Origin of the sequence: Nocardioides perillae (genome assembly GCF_013409425.1) — a bacterium.
Classification (GTDB): domain Bacteria; phylum Actinomycetota; class Actinomycetes; order Propionibacteriales; family Nocardioidaceae; genus Nocardioides; species Nocardioides perillae.
The window spans coordinates 2,785,764-2,801,248 of record NZ_JACCAC010000001.1 but is presented as its reverse complement, the minus strand read 5'-3'; the positions used below and the strand labels follow the sequence as shown (position 1 = coordinate 2,801,248).

The window sequence follows — 15,485 nt, the reverse complement described above, 5'->3', positions numbered from 1 at the left end:
GGGGCGCGCCGGTCCGGTAGGCTCGCCGGTCATGGCCGAGCAGACCACCTCCTCGATCGTGATCGGGGCCCCTCCGGCCGCGGTCATGGCGGTGATCGCGGACTTCGAGTCCTACCCCGCGTGGGCGAAGGGCGTGAAGCGCACCGAGGTCCGCGCGAGCGGCCCCGACGGCCGCGCCGAGCAGGTGTTCTTCGCCCTCGACGTCGCGCCGATCAAGGACGAGTACACCCTGGCCTACACCTGGGACGGCGACCGCGAGGTCACCTGGACCCTCGTCGAGGGCAACCTGCTGCGCGCCCTCGACGGCGCCTACGTGCTGCGCGACCTCGGCGACGGTCGCACCGAGGTCACCTACCGCCTCGCGCTCGACGTGAGCATCCCGCTGATCGGCATGCTCAAGCGCAAGGGGGAGAAGATCCTCATCGACACCGCGCTGAAGGGTCTCGAGAAGCGCGTCGAGCAGCTCGCCTGAGGGCGGGGACGCGCGTGCGGATCCTGCTCCTCACCGGCAAGGGCGGCGTCGGCAAGTCGACGGTCGCCGCAGGCACGGCGGCCCTCGCCGCGGCCGGCGGCCTGCGCACCCTCGTGCTCTCGACCGACGCGGCGCACTCCCTCGCCGACGCGTACGCCGTCCCCGTCGGCCCCGAGCCGACCGAGGTCGTGCCGCACCTGTGGGTGCAGCAGGTCGACACCCAGCGCCGCTTCGAGCAGAGCTGGGCCGACGTGCAGCGCTACCTGCTGCAGGTGCTCGACGTCGTGGGCGTCGACCCGGTCACCGCCGAGGAGCTCACCGTCATCCCCGGCGCCGACGAGGTGCTGGCACTGCTCGAGCTGCGGTTGCAGGTGCTCGCCGGCGGCTGGGACGTCGTCGTCGTCGACTGCGCCCCCACGGCGGAGACGCTGCGGCTGCTGGCGCTGCCCGAGGCCCTCGGCTGGTACGTCCGCCGCGTGCTGCCGCCCCAGCGGCGCGTCGTGAAGGCGCTGCGCCCGGTCCTCACCCGCGCCGCGGGCGTGCCGATGCCCGAGGACGACGTCTTCGGGGCGCTCGAGCGCCTGCACGCCGAGCTCGACGAGGTGCGCGCCATGCTCACCGGCCCGGACGCGAGCGTGCGGCTGGTGCTGACCCCCGAGCAGGTCGTCCTCGCCGAGGCGCGCCGCTGCTGGACCAGCCTGTCGCTCTACGGCTACCGCGTCGACGGCGTGGTCGCCAACCGCGTCTTCCCCGAGGAGGGCGCCGACGCCTGGCGCCGCTCGTGGGTCGAGGCCCAGGCCGCCGTGCTCGCCGAGGTCGGCGAGTCCTTCGCGGGGCTGCCGCTCTGGCGCGCGCCCTACCTGCCCGGAGAACCGGTCGGCGTCGAGGCGCTCGCAGCGGTCGCCCGCGAGCTCTACGGCGACGACGACCCGCTGGCCCTGCCCGGGTCCGCCGGGCCCTTCCACGTCGACCGCTCCTCCGACGGCGGGGCGGTCCTGCGCCTGGCGCTGCCGCACGTCAGCCGGGCCGACGTCGACCTCGCCCGCAACGGCGACGAGCTGGTCGTCACCGTGGCCTCCCACCGGCGGCTGCTGACGCTGCCCACGTCCCTGGCCCGGTTGCGGGTCGCGGGGGCCCGGGTCGAGCAGGGCGAGCTGCGCGTGCGCTTCGTCGAGGGCGCGGCGTGAGCGCCGGACCCCCGGGCGGGGAGCCGGTCGGCTCCGCCGCGGAGGAGGCCGCCAAGCTGCTGGGTGCCTTCGCCTCGTGGGCGCAGGAGAGCGCCGGAGGGGCTGACGCCGCGCACGGTGCGGACCTGGGCGCCGGCCACGAGGCTGGCTCGCCCGAGTGCGCCTGGTGCCCGGTGTGCCGCGGCGCCCGCTGGCTGCGCGGCACGTCGCCGGAGGTGCGCGAGCACCTCACCACCGCCGCCGCGGCCCTCGCGCAGGCCGCCACCGCCTTCCTCGCGACCGTGGGCCGCGACCACCCGCCAGGCCAGCCCGGTCAGCCAGGCCAGCCCGGTCAGCCCGGCCAGCCCGGCCGGCCCGGCGGTGCCGGCCGCCCGGTCGAGCACATCGACCTCGATCCCGAGCCCGAGCCAGAGCCAGAGCCCCACCCCGACCCCCGACCCGCGGAGGACGCCCCATGACCGACCTGACCTGCGGCGTCGACGTGGGCGGCACCAAGATCGCCGCCGGCCTCGTCGACGAGGCCGGCCGGATCAGCGGCGCCTCGCGGGTGCCGACCCCCGCCGGTGACGCCCGCGCGCTCGCCCGCGCCGTGGCCGGGCTCGTGCGCGGGCTCGAGGCCGACCTCGCCCCGGGCGACCGCATCACCGGGGTCGGCGTGGGCGCCGCGGGGTTCGTCGACCGCACCCGCTCGCGGGTGCTCTTCGCGCCCAACATCGCCTGGCGCGACGAGGACCTCCGCAGCGTGCTCGAGGAGGAGGCCGGGCTGCCGGTCGTCGTGGAGAACGACGCCAACGCCGCGGCCTGGGGCGAGTTCGTGCTCGGGGCCGGTCGCGACGTCGACGACCTGCTGCTGGTCACCGTCGGCACCGGCGTCGGCGGCGGCCTCGTGCTCGACGGCGAGCTCTACCGCGGCGCGTTCGGCGTCGCCGCCGAGATCGGACACCTGCGCGTCGTGCCCGGCGGGCTGCCCTGCGGCTGCGGCAACCTGGGCTGCTGGGAGCAGTACGCCTCGGGCTCGGCCCTCGTGCGCACCGCGCGGGAGGCGGTCGCGACCGGTGACCCCGGCTCCTCGCCCCTGCTCGAGCGGGCCGGCGGCGCGGTCGAGGCCATCACCGGCCCGATGGTCACCGCGGCCGCCCACGACGGCGACCCCCTCGCCGTGCGGCTGGTGACCGACCTCGGCCGCTGGCTGGGTGAGGGGATCGCCTCGCTGACCGCCGTGCTCGACCCGGCGGTCGCCGTCGTCGGAGGCGGGGTGTCGGAGTCCGGCGACCTCTTCCTCGACGCCGTGCGGCAGGGCTTCCGCGAGCAGCTGACCGGGCGGCTGCACCGCCCCGAGCTGGAGATCCGCCCCGCCGAGCTCGGCAACGACGCCGGCCTGATCGGCGCCGCCGACCTCGCCCGCCAGCGCCCGCGCACGTGAGCCCCCGCCCGTGAGCCCCCGCCCGTGAACCCGGGCTGCGTCGTCGGCGTCGACGTCGGCGGCACCAAGGTGGTGGCCGGGGTGGTGGTCGAGGGCCGCGTGCAGCGCGTCGCCCGCCGCGCGACCCCGGGTCGCCGCGTCGACGTGCGCCTGGTCGAGGCGGCCGTGGTCGAGGCGGTGCGGGAGGCCGCCGGCGGTGAGCCGCTGGCGGCGGTCGGTGTCGCCGCGGCCGGTTTCGTCGACGCCGCCGGCGAGCACGTGGTCTTCGCGCCGCACCTGCCGTGGCGCGGCGAGCCCGTGCGCACGCGGTTCTCCGAGCTGCTCGGTGTGCCGGTCGTGCTCGAGAACGACGCGACGGCCGCGGCGTACGCCGAGGCGACGTCGGGTGCGGCGCGCGGGCTCGACCCGGCGCTGGTGGTCACCCTCGGCACCGGCATCGGCGGCGGCGTGGTCGTCGGCGGGCGGGTGGTGCGGGGGGCCAGCGGCATGGCCGGGGAGTTCGGCCACGCCCAGGTGGTGCCCGAGGGTCGTCCCTGCGAGTGCGGAGGTCGCGGGTGCTGGGAGCAGTACTGCAGCGGGCGGGCGCTGGTGCGCGCCGACCACGAGCAGCGTGGAGGGGCGTCCGACCCGCTGACGGGGCCGCAGGTCACGACGGCGGCCGCGGCCGGTGACCCCGCCGCCCGGCACGCGTTCGAGGAGGTCGGCACCTGGCTCGGCGTGGGCCTGGCGAACCTCGCGGCGGCGCTCGACCCCGCGGTGCTGGTGGTCGGCGGCGGGGTGTCGGCCGCGGGCGACCTGCTGCTCGACCCGGCGCGCGCGGCGCTCGAGCGGGCGCTGGTGGGCGCGGCGCACCGCAGGGTCCCGCCGGTGGTGCGGGCCGTGCACGGCCCCGAGGCCGGCCTGGTCGGCGCGGCGGCGCTCGCCGCCGAGCGCTACCGGCGGTAGTCGGGGACGAGCTCGCCGGCGAGCTGCTCGAGGAAGAGGCCCACGTCGGTGACGATGCCGCGCGCCTGCGAGGAGCCGCGGTCGGTCAGCTTGGTCACCGTCGCGGGGTTGATGTCGACGCACACCAGCGGGATCGAGGCGGGCAGGATGTTGCCGGTCGCCACCGAGTGCAGCATGGTCGCGACCATGAGGCAGAAGCCGACGTCGGGCAGTGCGGCGCGCATGGCGCGCTGACCCTCGATCACGTCGGTGTGCACGTCGGGCAGCGGGCCGTCGTCGCGCACCGAGCCCACCAGCACGAACTCCTTGCCGTGGGTGACCAGCGCGTGCATGATCCCGCCGCCGAGCACGCCGGACTCGACGGCCGCGGCGATCGAGCCCTCCTGGCGGATGGTGTTGATGGCGCGGATGTGGTGCTCGTGGCCGTGCTCCACGCCGCGGCCCTGGGCCAGGTCGACGCCGAGCGAGGTGCCGTAGAGCGCGGACTCGATGTCGTGCGTGGCCAGCGCGTTGCCGGCGAAGAGCACGTCGACGAAGCCGGCCTGCACCATCGCGACCATCGCGGGGGCCGCGCCGGTGTGGACGACGCCGGGCCCGCCGACCCACAGCACCTTCTTGCCCTGCGCCTTGGCCTCGCGCATGCCGTCGGCCACCTGCCGCACCAGCACAGCCTGGGGCTTCTCCGAGGACACCTCGGACTCCATGAAGCCGAAGGCCTCGGCGCTCTTGTCGGGCGTCGGCAGGGTCACCCGCACGCCCGAGGCGCCGGTGACGACCTCCATGCCGGCGCGGACGTCGCTCATCGGCAGGGTCGACACCCGGGCGGGCTGACCCTGCTCGTCGCGCTCGAGCACGAGACCGCAGTCCATCTCGGGGTTGCCGACCTCGAGCCAGCGGCCCTCGACGCGCACCCGCGTGGGCAGGTTGGTGGTGGAGTAGAAGCGGTCGGGGAAGACGCCGTCCCGCGTCGCCGTGGCCACCTCCGCCTCGCCGGGGTCGACCTGGTTGACGCCGCGGGTCTGCAGCCGCATCAGGGTGCGCTGCAGCGCCTCGTCGTCGTCGGCGATGACGGTGATCACCGCGTGGGAGGGGTCGTCGGTCTCGCGGCCCACGTCGAAGCGGTCGATCGTGTAGTCGCCGCCGTACTCGCGGATGTCGTCGAGGACCAGGCTGAGCAGCCCGTGGTCCATGAGGTGGCCGGTGATCTCGACGGTCTCGGTGGTGGTCACGCGCCGACGATAACGGCCGCGGGCCGCCTCAGACGCGGGCCCCGTCGTCCCACGGGTCCTGGGGCCCGCGCGGCATCTGGGAGACGAGGTAGAGGAAGCCGCCGACGAACCACGCCACGAGCGCGTAGCCGACCAGCGAGGGGACGCTGAACGGCGTGACGAGCAGCAGCAGCAGGACGGCGGGGACGCCGAAGACGCCGATCCACGCGGCGAGCCGTGGCGGGGCCGGGCGGGGGATCGGAGGCGGCGGGGGTGGCACGAAGCGCTCCTGCTCGCCGAGCGCACGGGCGAGCGCGGCGTCGGGGTCCTCCGGTGCCACGGGCCCGGGCGCTGCCTCGCGGGGCGCCGGTCGCTCGACCGGGGCCTCCGGGACCTCGGGCCGCTCGCCGTAGTTCTCGACGATGGCCCGCCAGGCCTCCTCCTCGCCCCGCGGGCCGCCGGTGCTGCTCACGCCTCGAGCCTACGCGGGGGCGGGGGCGCTCACGCGGGCGACGAACGCGGCGGACTCCTCGACGATGCGCGGTGCGTCGTGGTCGAGCGTGGCGACGTGGAAGGAGTCGGGCAGCAGCACCTCGGTGACGTCGCGCAGCCGTGCCTGCAGCAGACGGCCGCTCGAGGGGTCGACGACGTGGTCGACCACCGAGCGCAGCAGCAGCACCGGGGCGGTGACGCGGGGGAGGTCGGCGCGCAGCGGCCCCCACGCCCGCGTCATCGAGTGCAGCGCCTTGAGCGGGGTGCGGTCGTAGCCGACCTCGTCGACGCCGGGCTTGGCGACGTCGTTGCCGATGCCGGGCATCGAGGCGACGAGGTGCTTGAGCACCGGCACGGCGAGCAGCTGCTTGTTCGTGCTGGTGACCGCGGGGTTGACGAGCACGACGCCGGCGACGTCGCGACCGCGGTCGGCGGCGAGTCGCAGCGCGAGCGCGCCGCCCATCGACAGCCCGCCGACCACGACCGCGTCGTGCGCGGCGTGCAGCCGGTCGAAGGCCCGGGCGACCTCGGCGTACCAGTCGGACCAGCGGGTGCGGTTCATCTCCTGCCACGTGGTGCCGTGGCCGGGCAGCCGCGGCACCTCCACGGCGTAGCCGCGGCGGGCGAGCTCCTCGCCCCACGGCCGGATCGAGGCCGGGGAGCCGGTGAAGCCGTGGCTCAGCAGCACCGCGACGCGTCGACCGCCCGTGAGCTCGGGACGCGCCGGCGTCGACCACGGCTGGGCCTGCGGGTGCACGTGCTCGGAGCCGGAGCCGGAGCCGGAGCCGGGGGCGGAGCGGGGATCGGGGCCGTGGCCGGGAGTCGGTGCGGTGCTCACGCGCGGCATTCTCACATCCGGTCGCGGAGGACTAGTCTTCGCCCGACGACCGGTGGTCGGTGTCGGACAGGCAGGAGCGCGCGGTGTTCTACTGGTTCCTCAAGTGGGTGGCCCTCGGTCCGCTGCTGCGGCTCGTCTTCCGCCCCCACACCGAGGGCGCCGAGCACGTGCCCGAGGAGGGCCCCGCCATCCTCGCGAGCAACCACCTGTCCTACGCCGACTGGCTGTTCATGCCGCTGACCCTGTCGCGCCGCGTGACCTTCGTGGCCAAGGCGGAGTACTTCACCGGCACGGGCCTCAAGGGCTGGCTGCAGCGCACGTTCTTCTCCGGCGCCGGGCAGGTGCCGATCGACCGCTCGGGCGCCGACGCCGCTGCGGGCGCCCTGCTGTCGGCCAAGCGCATCCTCGGCGAGGGCGGGCTCTTCGGGATCTACCCCGAAGGCACGCGCTCGCACGACGGCCGGCTCTACCGCGGCAAGACCGGCGTCGCGCGGCTCGCGCTCGAGACCGGCGTGCCGGTCATCCCCGTGGCCGTCGTCGGCACCGACGTCGTGGCCCCGCCCGGCAAGAAGTTCGGCTCGCTGACCCGGCCGGTGGTGCGCTTCGGCACGCCGCTGGACTTCTCCCGCTACGAGGGCATGGAGAACGACCGCTACATCCTGCGCTCGATCACCGACGAGATCATGTACGAGATCATGCGCCTCTCCGGCCAGGAGTACGTCGACCAGTACGCCGCCCGCGCCAAGGAGGAGTCCAAGCGGCTCGAGAAGGAGCAGGCGGCCGCCGCCGCGGCGGTGCCCGAGGAGCGGAAGGCCTCCTGAGCGGCCCGTTGCCGCTGGGCCAGCGCTCGTGGACCGCGGCCCCGGCGATCGCCGTCGAGGACCGCCTGGTCCGCGCCCTCGCGGTGCTGCGGGTGGTCCTCACGCTGAACCTGGTGGGGCTGACGCTGTGGCGCGTCGACTCCTTCGTGCGGCCCTGGGTGGCCGTCGCGGTCGTCGGCGTGCTCGTCGCCTGGACGGTCGTGGCCCTCTGGGCGTACGCCGAGGCGCACCGCCGCGTCGCCGGCCTGCTGGTCGTCGACCTGCTCGTCGCGGTGGGGGCGTTGCTGAGCTCGCCGCTGCTGAAGGGCGAGGACTTCCGCGCGACCGTGCCGGGCTTCTGGGTCGTCGGGGCGCTGATGGCGTGGGCGGTGCACTGGCGCTGGCCCGGCGGCCTCGTCGCCTCCGTCGCGCTGTGCGCGGCCGACCTCGCGGTGCGCTCGCAGGTCACGCAGGCCAACTACGGCAACGTCTTCCTGCTCATGGTCGGGGGGCCGATCGTCGGCTACCTCGTCGGGTCACTGCAGGAGATGGCGACCGAGCGCGACCGCGCCGAGCGCGACGCCGCCGCAGCGGCGGAGCGGGCGCGGCTCGCCCGGGCCGTGCACGACGGGGTGCTCCAGGTGCTCGCGCTGGTGCAGCGTCGCGGCCCCGAGCTCGGCCCCGAGGGCGCCGAGCTCGGTCGGCTGGCGGGGGAGCAGGAAGCGGGGCTGCGCACGCTGATCCGGCGCCAGGACGCGCGCGGTCCGGCGTCCTCGGCGGCTGCCGCGGGCGTCGCGGCCGAGGTCGACCTCGGCGTCGCGCTGGTCGCGCTCGAGCAGCGCCCCGCGCCCCGGGTGTCCGTCGCGACCCCGGGCGACCCCGTGCCCGTGGCCGCCCACCCCGCCGCCGAGCTGGTGGCGGCCGTGGGCGCCTGCCTCGACAACGTCGCCCGGCACGTCGGCGACGACGCCTCGGCGTGGGTGCTGCTCGAGGCGCTGCCCGACCGTGTCGTGGTCTCGGTGCGCGACGAGGGCCCCGGCATCGCGCCCGGCCGGCTGGCCGAGGCGGCGGCCGAAGGTCGCCTCGGGGTCGCGGCGTCGGTGCGCGAGCGGCTCGCGGAGCTAGGTGGGCAGGCACGGCTCGAGACCGGCGCGCACGGCACCGAGTGGGAGCTCGAGCTGCCGCGCGGGCCTCGTACGCTCGCGACGTGACGATCCACGCCGACCACCCCTTCGCCGACCCGGACGGCGAGCGCGACCCGGTGCGCCGGCTGCGCGGGCGGCTCGGCGGCGCGGTCTCGCTGTGGACCGCCGGCGACCTCGCCGACGCTCGCGGGTGCGCGGGGCTGACGGTCTCCTCCCTGCTCGTGCTGCCGGGAGAGCCGCCGCGGGTGCTCGGCCTCGTCGACCCCGACTCCGACCTCGCCGACGTGCTCGCGCGCACCGGGCGCTGCGTCGTGCAGCTGCTCTCCTGGGAGCACCGCGACCTGGCGGAGCAGTTCGCCGGGCTGGCGCCCGCCCCGGGCGGCCCCTTCCGGCAGGCGGCCTTCGCCGCGACCGCGTGGGGCCCACTGCTCACGACCGCCTCGACCTGGGCCGGGGCCGCCCTCGAGGAGGCGGTCGAGGTCGGGTGGAGCCTGCGGGTGACCGCCGTGCTCGAGGAGGTCCACGTCGGTCCCGACGAGGCTCCTCTGGAGCACCGCCGCGGCCGCTACGCTCGGCCCTCGTGACGGGGACCGCGGGCGAGCAGGGCGTGCCGCTGCGCGTGATGGTGGTCGACGACCACCCCATGTGGCGCGACGCCGTCGAGCGCGACCTCGCCTCGGCCGGCTTCGAGGTCGTGGCCGTCGCCGCCGACGGCCACCAGGCCATCGCGCGCTTCCCCGCCGCCCGGCCCCAGGTCGTCGTGCTGGACCTGCAGCTCCCGGGGCCCGGCGGTGTCGAGGTCACCGGCGAGGTGCTGCGGCACGACCCGTCGGCGCGGGTGCTCGTGCTCTCCGCCTCGGGCGAGCAGGCCGACGTGCTGGCCGCGGTCAAGGCGGGGGCGACGGGCTACCTGGTCAAGTCGGCCTCCCGCGAGGAGCTGCTCGACGCCGTGCGCCGTGTCGCCGCCGGCGACACCGTCTTCACACCCGGGCTGGCCGGGCTCGTGCTGGGGGAGTTCCGCCGCCTCGCCGACGGTCCTGCGGCCCTCGACCCCGACGCCCCGCGCCTCACCGAGCGCGAGACCGAGGTGCTGCGGCTCGTCGCCAAGGGCCTCTCCTACAAGCAGGTCGCCGAGCGGCTCGTGGTCTCCCACCGCACCGTGCAGAACCACGTGCAGAACACCCTGCGCAAGCTGCAGATGCACAACCGGGTCGAGCTCACGCGCTGGGCGATCGAGCAGGGCCTCGACGGCGAGGACTGAGCCCGTGCCGCAGGCCGAGCGGTGGCGCCGTGCCGGCGACGGCGACCTGGACGCCCTGACCCGCCTCGAGCGCGAGGCGAACCTCGCGACCCTCGGCCACGTCTTCCCGCCCGACCGCTTCCCCTTCCCCGACGACGACGTCGCCGCACGGTGGGCGCTGGTCCTCGCCGACCCGACCGCGGTGGTCGAGGTCGTCGGGCCCGACGGGGGCCCGCTGCGTGCCCTCACGGCGTACGACGTGGGGGAGGGGCGTGCCTCGCTCCGCCACCTCGCAGTGCACCCGGACGCGGCCGGTCGCGGGCTCGGCGCGGACGGGGTCGAGCGGGCGGTGGCGGCGGCCCGGGCGGCCGGGGCCGCCGAGGTCACGCTGTGGTGCCTGGCGCAGAACGGGCGGGCGCAGCGGTTGTACGCACGCCTGGGGTGGGCCCGCACCGGTGAGGCGCGCGACTCGCCGTGGCCGCCGCACCCGGTCGAGGAGGCGTGGGCGCTGTGGCTGCGCTGAGGCGCGGCGGGCGGTCCTAGGGTGGGCGGCGTGCCCGACGACGCCGCGGCCGCCCTGCTGGCGGAGGCCGACCAGCTCTACGCCCTGACGCTGGGGGAGTTCACCGCGGCGCGGGACGCCCGGGCCAAGGAGCTCAAGGGCGACGACGCGACGCTCTCGTCGTCGGTGAAGGCCCTGCGCAAGCCCTCGGTCGCCGCGTGGGCGGTCAACCTGCTGGTGCGTCGCGAGGGCGGGCAGGTGGCCCAGCTGGTCGAGGTGGGCGCTGCGTTGCGGGAGGCGCAGGAGGGCATGGACACCGCGCAGCTGCGCGCGCTCACCCAGCAGCGCCGGCAGCTGACCGCGGCCGTGACGGGCCGGGTGCGGGCGCTGGCGTCCGCGGAGGGCCAGCGCCTGACCCCCGCCGTGCTCGACCAGGTCGAGGCCACCTTGACCGCGGCGATGGTCGACCCCGGCGCCGCGCAGGCCGTGCGCAGCGGGCAGCTCGTCGCCGCCCTCGCGGCCACCGGTGTCGACGAGGTCGACGCGGCGGGTGCGGTGGCGACGCCGGCCGCCCTGGGCTTCGCGGCGCTGCCGCGCGACGCGCCGCCGGCCGCGCCCGCGGGGCGCCCCGACCTGCGCGTCGTGCCCGACCCCGAGGCCGAGGCCAAGGCGCGCCGCGCGGCCGAGGAGCGGCTGGCCGAGGCGGTCGAGGCCGCCGAGGAAGCCGCCGCCGAGGCCGACGCGGCGCACGCCGCGGTCGGCGAGCTGCAGGCGCGGGGCATGCAGCTGCAGGCCGAGCTCGACGAGCTGCGGCGCCGCATCGCCGAGCTGGAGGCGCAGGCCGAGGAGGTCGACGACGAGCTCGAGGACGCCGAGGCCGCCGCCGAGCAGGCCGAGGCCGAGGCCGCGGAGGCGCGCCGCGAGCAGGACGCCGCGCAGACCGCGCTCGACGCCCTGGGATGAGGTGTCCGCCTCGGGCGTCCGGGTACGTCCGAGGGTGGGCGCCCTCCGGCGCCGCGGTGCGAGCGAGGGGTGGTCGGCGTGGGCAGTGGCGAGGCGTCAGGGGAGGCGTCAGCAGACGTGTCCGGCAGCGCGACGCTGCGCTCGATGCGCAGCACCGTGGGCCGCGAGAGCACGACCTTCGGCTTCTCGATCCTGGTAACCGTGACCTTCGGCCTGCTGCAGTCGGTCCACCGCGCCCCCTCGACGCTCGAGACCTTCGGCTACGCCGTCGGTGCCGTCCTCGAGAGCCTCGAGGAAGCCTTGGCCGAGCGGCTCCTCGTCGCGGGCGGCGACCCGGACGCAGCGCGGGTGACGAACCAGGACTCCTGACCTCGTTCGGGGTGAGCGAAACCGGTTGACTACTCGAAACTGTGTTCGATAAGGTGCAGCATGGTCTCCGATCCCGACCGCGGGCTGCCGCTGGACGAGCGTGGTGCGTCGTCGACGCTGGCGCTCGCGTCGGCGCTGCTGCGGGCGCGTCGTGAGGTGGAGGCCGAGGAGCTGCGAGTGGTGGCGCACTGGGCCGACCTGCACAGCACCGACCCGGCCGACGAGCGGGAGCCCGGCGCCCGGGTGGTGCTGGGCGGCGAGCGGTTGCGGTGGTTCGGTGGGGAGGGCACGCCGGGGGTGCGGGAGCTGGCGACCTACGAGCTGGCGCTCGCGCGGGAGGAGGGGGTGCAGGCGACGCGGTCGTTGCTGGCCGACACCCTCGACCTGCGTCACCGGTTGCCGGCGACGTGGGCGGTGGTGCAGTGCTGCGAGTTGCCGGTGTGGGTGGCGCGCAAGGTCGCGGCGATGTCGCGGGTGCTGCCGCTGGCGTGCTGCGGTGTGGTCGACCGGGCGGTGGCGCGGGCAGTGGGTCAGGCGCCGCGCAAGGTGCTGGAGCTGGCCGAGGCGAAGGTCGTGCAGGCAGACCCGGAGGGCCACGCCGCGCGTGCGGAGGTCGAGCGGCTGCGCCGCTACGCCACGTTCACCCGCCGTGACGCGGCCGGGATGCGCACGCTGATCGCGCGGATGCACGCAGGCGAGGCCGCTGCGGTGGACGCGACCATCACCCGGGTCGCGGAGATCCTGGAGGCGCAGGCTCGCGCCGCGCACGATCACCCCCTGGGTGCGGGTTCCGGCCCGGTGGCGCCGGTGCCGACCCGTGACCAGCTGCGGGCCGAGGCAGTGGCGTGGCTCGCGCGGCCGGCCGATCTGCTGGTGCTGCTGCTGGAGCACGCCGACGACGCCCCGCCCGACGACCTCCCGCCCGAGCCCACCGACGAGCCCACCGAGCGGTCGGGTTTGCTCGCCGTGCCGGCACGCCTGGCGGAGGCCCTGCGCTCGCGGGACCTGACGTCGTTGCGGCCGCGGGCGGTGGTCTTCCTCCACCTGCACCAGGACGCGGTCGAGCGTCGGGCGGGGGTGGCGCGGGTGGAGGGGCTGGGCCCGGTGGCGCTCGACGACCTCGCGGGGTTGCTGGGGCAGCACCGGGTCAGCGTGCAGCCGGTGCTGGACCTCGCTGACCGGGTGTCGACGGCGGCCTACGAGTTCCCCGAGGCACTGAGGCAGCGGCTGCACCTGTTGTTCGACGGTGACGCCTTCCCGCACGCGGCCACCTGTCCCGGGCCGGGGTCGAGCCGGGTCGACCACGACCACGTGGTGCCCTGGCACGACACCGGGCCGCCCGAGCCGTCCAGACCGTCCGACCAGCAGACCTCGGTCGGCAACGGCCAGCCACTCACGCGCGGTGCGCACCGCGCGAAGACCCACTTGCCCTACGTGTGCGAGCCGCTCGACCTCGGGGTGGTGCGGTGGACCAGTCCCCACGGGCTGGTCCGGGTGGTGGACCACCGCGGCACGCACGTCGAGTGCGGCGTCGAGCGACGCCTGCGCTGGTGCCTGGCCCAGCACGACGCGGCCTGACTCAAGGTCGACCCGCCCCTCAGACCTGTGCCCACCCGGCCGAGCGCCGGACGGCCTCCGTCCAGCGGGCGTACGCCGCGTCGACGGCCGCCTGGTCGGCCTGCGGGGTGAAGGACCGGTCGAGCTGCCAGGTCTCGCGCAGGTCGTCGGTGGAGTCCCAGACGCCGGTGCCGAGGCCGGCGAGGAAGGCAGCGCCGAGTCCGGTGGTCTCGACGGTGCGGGGGCGGTCGACCGGCACCCGGACCTGGTCGGCCTGCACCTGGCAGAGCAGGTCGTTGGCCGCGGCCCCGCCGTCGACGCGCAGCGAGGCGACGCTCGGCATGGTCTCGAGCACGTCGCGCACCTCGAAGGCGATGGCCTCGAGCGTGGCGCGCACCAGGTGCGCCCGGGTGGTGCCGCGGGTGATGCCGATGATCGTGCCGCGGGCGTGGGGGTCCCAGTGCGGGGCGCCGAGGCCGGTCAGGGCCGGCACGAAGACGACCCCCTCTGAGTCGTCGACGGTGCTCGCGACCGCGGCGGTCTCCGCAGCCGAGCCGACGACCTGCAGCCCGTCGCGCAGCCACTGCACGGCGGCGCCGGTGACGAAGATGGCGCCCTCGAGGGCGTAGGTCAGCTCCTGGTCGGGGCCCCGCCACGCCGCGGTGGTGAGCAGCCCGGCGTCGCTGCGCACCATCTCCGAGCCGGTGTTGGTGAGGATGAACGACCCGGTGCCGTAGGTGCACTTCGAGTCGCCCGGGTCGAAGCAGGTCTGGCCGAAGAGCGCCGCCTGCTGGTCACCGGCGAGGCCCGCGACCGGCAGGGACAGCCCGGCGAAGACGCGCGGGTCGGTCGTGGCGACCTCGCCCCAGTTCGGGACCAGCTCGGGCAGCGCGTCGCGCGGCACGCCGAAGAGCCCGCACAGCTCGTCGGACCAGTCACCCGTGGTGAGGTCGAGGAGCAGGGTGCGGCAGGCGTTGGAGACGTCGGTGACGTGCCAGGTGCCCCGCGTCATCCGGGCGACGAGGTAGGAGTCGACCGTGCCGACGGCGTAGCGGCCCTGCTCGACGAGGGCCCACGTGTGCGGCTCGTGCTCGGCGAGCCAGGCGAGCTTGGTGCCGGAGAAGTACGGGTCGAGGCGCAGGCCGGTGAGCTGCGCGACGCGCTCCTCGTGCCCGGCGTCGCGCAGACGCGTGCACACGTCGGCGGTGCGACGGTCCTGCCACACGATCGCGCGGCGGGGCGAGGCGAGGGTCTCGCGGTCCCACAGCACGACGGTCTCGCGCTGGTTGGTGATCCCGACGGCCTGCAGGTCGTCGCGGCCGTAGGCGCGCACCGCCTGGGTCACCGCCTCGAGCGTGGCCTGCCAGATCTCCTCGGGTGCGTGCTCGACCCACCCCGGGCGGGGGAAGTGCTGCGTGAACTCCTGGTAGCCCCGGGCCGCGACCGCCCCGTCGGGCGTGACGACCAGCGCGGTGACGCCGGTGGTGCCGGCGTCGACGGCGAGGACGCTCACGCGCCGTCCCCGCGCAGGATGGCCAGCACCCGGCGGTCGATCCAGCGCCCGGCCGGGTCGACGCGCATCTCGTGGTTCTCGGTGCCGACCCAGGCCGCGAGGTCGGGGTGGCCCAGCGCCTCCACGCGCTCCTGCAGCTCAGCGGCGAGCTCGGGGGTCACCTCGACCTTCTCCTCCTCGGTGGAGGCGGTGAGGTAGAGGTCGTTGAGGTCGAGCAGCCGCCCCAGCTCGCCGACGGGGTCGGCGTGGTCGTCGACGCGCAGGTCGACGGCGACGTCGTCGAGCCCGCCGTACCCCGCCTCGTCGCGCACCACGAGCAGGGCCGCGGACTGCCGGCCGCGCTTGTCGCCACCCGCGCCGTCGCCCGCGGCCAGCGCGCCGAGCAGCCGGCGCGCGAGGTCGGGCTCCCCGGCGCTGGCCTCCCACGACGTGCGCATCGCCTCGACCACCTCGGGCCCCGCGAGGATGTTGCCCTGCACCGCGACGCCGTCGCCTGCCCAGCCGCCCGCCCAGTCGAAGCACTCGCTGCCGGTGTGGGTCGCCGCGCCGCCGTCGACGTCGACCAGGCCGACCTGGCGGTGCTCCCGGTGCGGGTCCTCCTCGAGCATGCGCGCGAGCGCGACCGCCGCGGTCGCGCCCTCGTCGAGGTGGGCGAGGGCGATGCCCTTGTAGGCGACGTTGGCGTCGGCCTGGGTCGCGATCGCACCCACCCCCGCCACCGCCGCCGGCACCGCGCTGCCCACCGCCAGGAACTTCGAGGCGACCGCCACGCCCCACGACTCACCGTCGGCGGAGCGGGCCACGATCGAGAACGTCATGGTGGAGACCCTA

General features: G+C 76.1%; 18 protein-coding genes. 13 read left to right on the top strand and 5 right to left on the bottom strand.

Features of this window, described 5'->3' with window-relative positions:
• Nucleotides 1-31 precede the first annotated feature (31 nt).
• From BJ989_RS13055 to BJ989_RS13035, 5 genes are read left to right on the top strand one after another with little or no spacing between them, the layout of a single operon-like run.
• A complete protein-coding gene (locus BJ989_RS13055; protein WP_179518564.1) occupies nt 32-472 on the top strand; it encodes an SRPBCC family protein in 441 nt (146 codons plus the stop codon).
• Between the two features lie 14 nt (nt 473-486).
• Nucleotides 487-1,659 (top strand): TRC40/GET3/ArsA family transport-energizing ATPase, encoded by a 1,173-nt coding sequence (locus tag BJ989_RS13050; protein WP_179518563.1) that lies wholly within the window; start codon nt 487-489, stop codon nt 1,657-1,659.
• Nucleotides 1,656-2,117 (top strand): hypothetical protein, encoded by a 462-nt coding sequence (locus BJ989_RS13045; RefSeq protein ID WP_179518562.1) that lies wholly within the window; start codon nt 1,656-1,658, stop codon nt 2,115-2,117. Before BJ989_RS13050 ends, BJ989_RS13045 begins: the two co-directional genes overlap by 4 nt.
• A complete protein-coding gene (locus tag BJ989_RS13040) occupies nt 2,114-3,082 on the top strand; it encodes an ROK family glucokinase (RefSeq protein ID WP_179518561.1) in 969 nt (322 codons plus the stop codon). The genes BJ989_RS13045 and BJ989_RS13040 overlap by 4 nt, the downstream gene beginning before the upstream one ends.
• A gap of 24 nt (nt 3,083-3,106) precedes the next feature.
• Nucleotides 3,107-4,027, top strand: coding sequence for an ROK family protein (locus tag BJ989_RS13035; protein ID WP_179518560.1), 921 nt, complete (start codon nt 3,107-3,109; stop codon nt 4,025-4,027).
• Here BJ989_RS13035 and BJ989_RS13030 read toward each other — a convergent pair.
• From BJ989_RS13030 to BJ989_RS13020, 3 genes are read right to left on the bottom strand one after another with little or no spacing between them, the layout of a single operon-like run.
• A complete protein-coding gene (locus BJ989_RS13030) occupies nt 4,015-5,256 on the bottom strand; it encodes an ornithine cyclodeaminase, nickel-pincer nucleotide-dependent (RefSeq protein ID WP_179518559.1) in 1,242 nt (413 codons plus the stop codon). The two genes, BJ989_RS13035 and BJ989_RS13030, sit on opposite strands and share 13 nt — an antisense overlap.
• A 28-nt stretch (nt 5,257-5,284) precedes the next feature.
• Nucleotides 5,285-5,707, bottom strand: coding sequence for a hypothetical protein (locus BJ989_RS13025; protein ID WP_179518558.1), 423 nt, complete (start codon nt 5,705-5,707; stop codon nt 5,285-5,287).
• 9 nt (nt 5,708-5,716) lie between these two features.
• Nucleotides 5,717-6,565 carry an alpha/beta hydrolase gene (locus BJ989_RS13020; RefSeq protein ID WP_343049354.1) on the bottom strand — a complete coding sequence of 283 codons (849 nt, stop codon included), beginning with the start codon at nt 6,563-6,565 and terminating at the stop codon, nt 5,717-5,719.
• 83 nt (nt 6,566-6,648) lie between these two features.
• Here BJ989_RS13020 and BJ989_RS13015 point away from each other — a divergent pair, with 83 nt between their 5' ends.
• The 8 genes from BJ989_RS13015 (at nt 6,649) to BJ989_RS12980 (ending at nt 13,162) form a co-directional block, all read left to right on the top strand.
• Entirely contained in the window at nt 6,649-7,386 is a 738-nt protein-coding gene (locus BJ989_RS13015; protein ID WP_179519628.1) for a 1-acyl-sn-glycerol-3-phosphate acyltransferase, read from the top strand.
• A gap of 8 nt (nt 7,387-7,394) precedes the next feature.
• On the top strand, nt 7,395-8,576 hold the full coding sequence (macS, locus tag BJ989_RS13010) for a MacS family sensor histidine kinase (RefSeq protein ID WP_246283441.1): 1,182 nt from the start codon (nt 7,395-7,397) through the stop codon (nt 8,574-8,576).
• A complete protein-coding gene (locus tag BJ989_RS13005) occupies nt 8,573-9,094 on the top strand; it encodes a flavin reductase (protein ID WP_179518556.1) in 522 nt (173 codons plus the stop codon). The genes macS and BJ989_RS13005 overlap by 4 nt, the downstream gene beginning before the upstream one ends.
• A gap of 38 nt (nt 9,095-9,132) precedes the next feature.
• Entirely contained in the window at nt 9,133-9,771 is a 639-nt protein-coding gene (locus tag BJ989_RS13000) for a response regulator (protein WP_179519626.1), read from the top strand.
• A gap of 4 nt (nt 9,772-9,775) precedes the next feature.
• Complete coding sequence (locus BJ989_RS18810; protein WP_179518555.1) at nt 9,776-10,273, top strand: GNAT family N-acetyltransferase; 498 nt, start codon at nt 9,776-9,778, stop codon at nt 10,271-10,273.
• A 30-nt stretch (nt 10,274-10,303) separates the two neighbouring features.
• On the top strand, nt 10,304-11,215 hold the full coding sequence (locus BJ989_RS12990; RefSeq protein WP_343049353.1) for a hypothetical protein: 912 nt from the start codon (nt 10,304-10,306) through the stop codon (nt 11,213-11,215).
• Between the two features lie 144 nt (nt 11,216-11,359).
• Nucleotides 11,360-11,584 (top strand): hypothetical protein, encoded by a 225-nt coding sequence (locus tag BJ989_RS12985; RefSeq protein WP_179518553.1) that lies wholly within the window; start codon nt 11,360-11,362, stop codon nt 11,582-11,584.
• Between the two features lie 60 nt (nt 11,585-11,644).
• Complete coding sequence (locus tag BJ989_RS12980; RefSeq protein WP_179518552.1) at nt 11,645-13,162, top strand: serine/threonine-protein kinase; 1,518 nt, start codon at nt 11,645-11,647, stop codon at nt 13,160-13,162.
• Between the two features lie 19 nt (nt 13,163-13,181).
• On the opposite strand, the gene glpK is transcribed toward BJ989_RS12980, so the two are convergent.
• Both glpK and BJ989_RS12970 read right to left on the bottom strand, forming a co-directional pair.
• Nucleotides 13,182-14,654 (bottom strand): glycerol kinase GlpK, encoded by a 1,473-nt coding sequence (gene glpK, locus BJ989_RS12975; protein ID WP_179518551.1) that lies wholly within the window; start codon nt 14,652-14,654, stop codon nt 13,182-13,184.
• Nucleotides 14,651-15,472 carry a DUF1028 domain-containing protein gene (locus tag BJ989_RS12970; RefSeq protein ID WP_179518550.1) on the bottom strand — a complete coding sequence of 274 codons (822 nt, stop codon included), beginning with the start codon at nt 15,470-15,472 and terminating at the stop codon, nt 14,651-14,653. The genes glpK and BJ989_RS12970 overlap by 4 nt, the downstream gene beginning before the upstream one ends.
• Between the last annotated feature and the right edge of the window lie 13 nt (nt 15,473-15,485).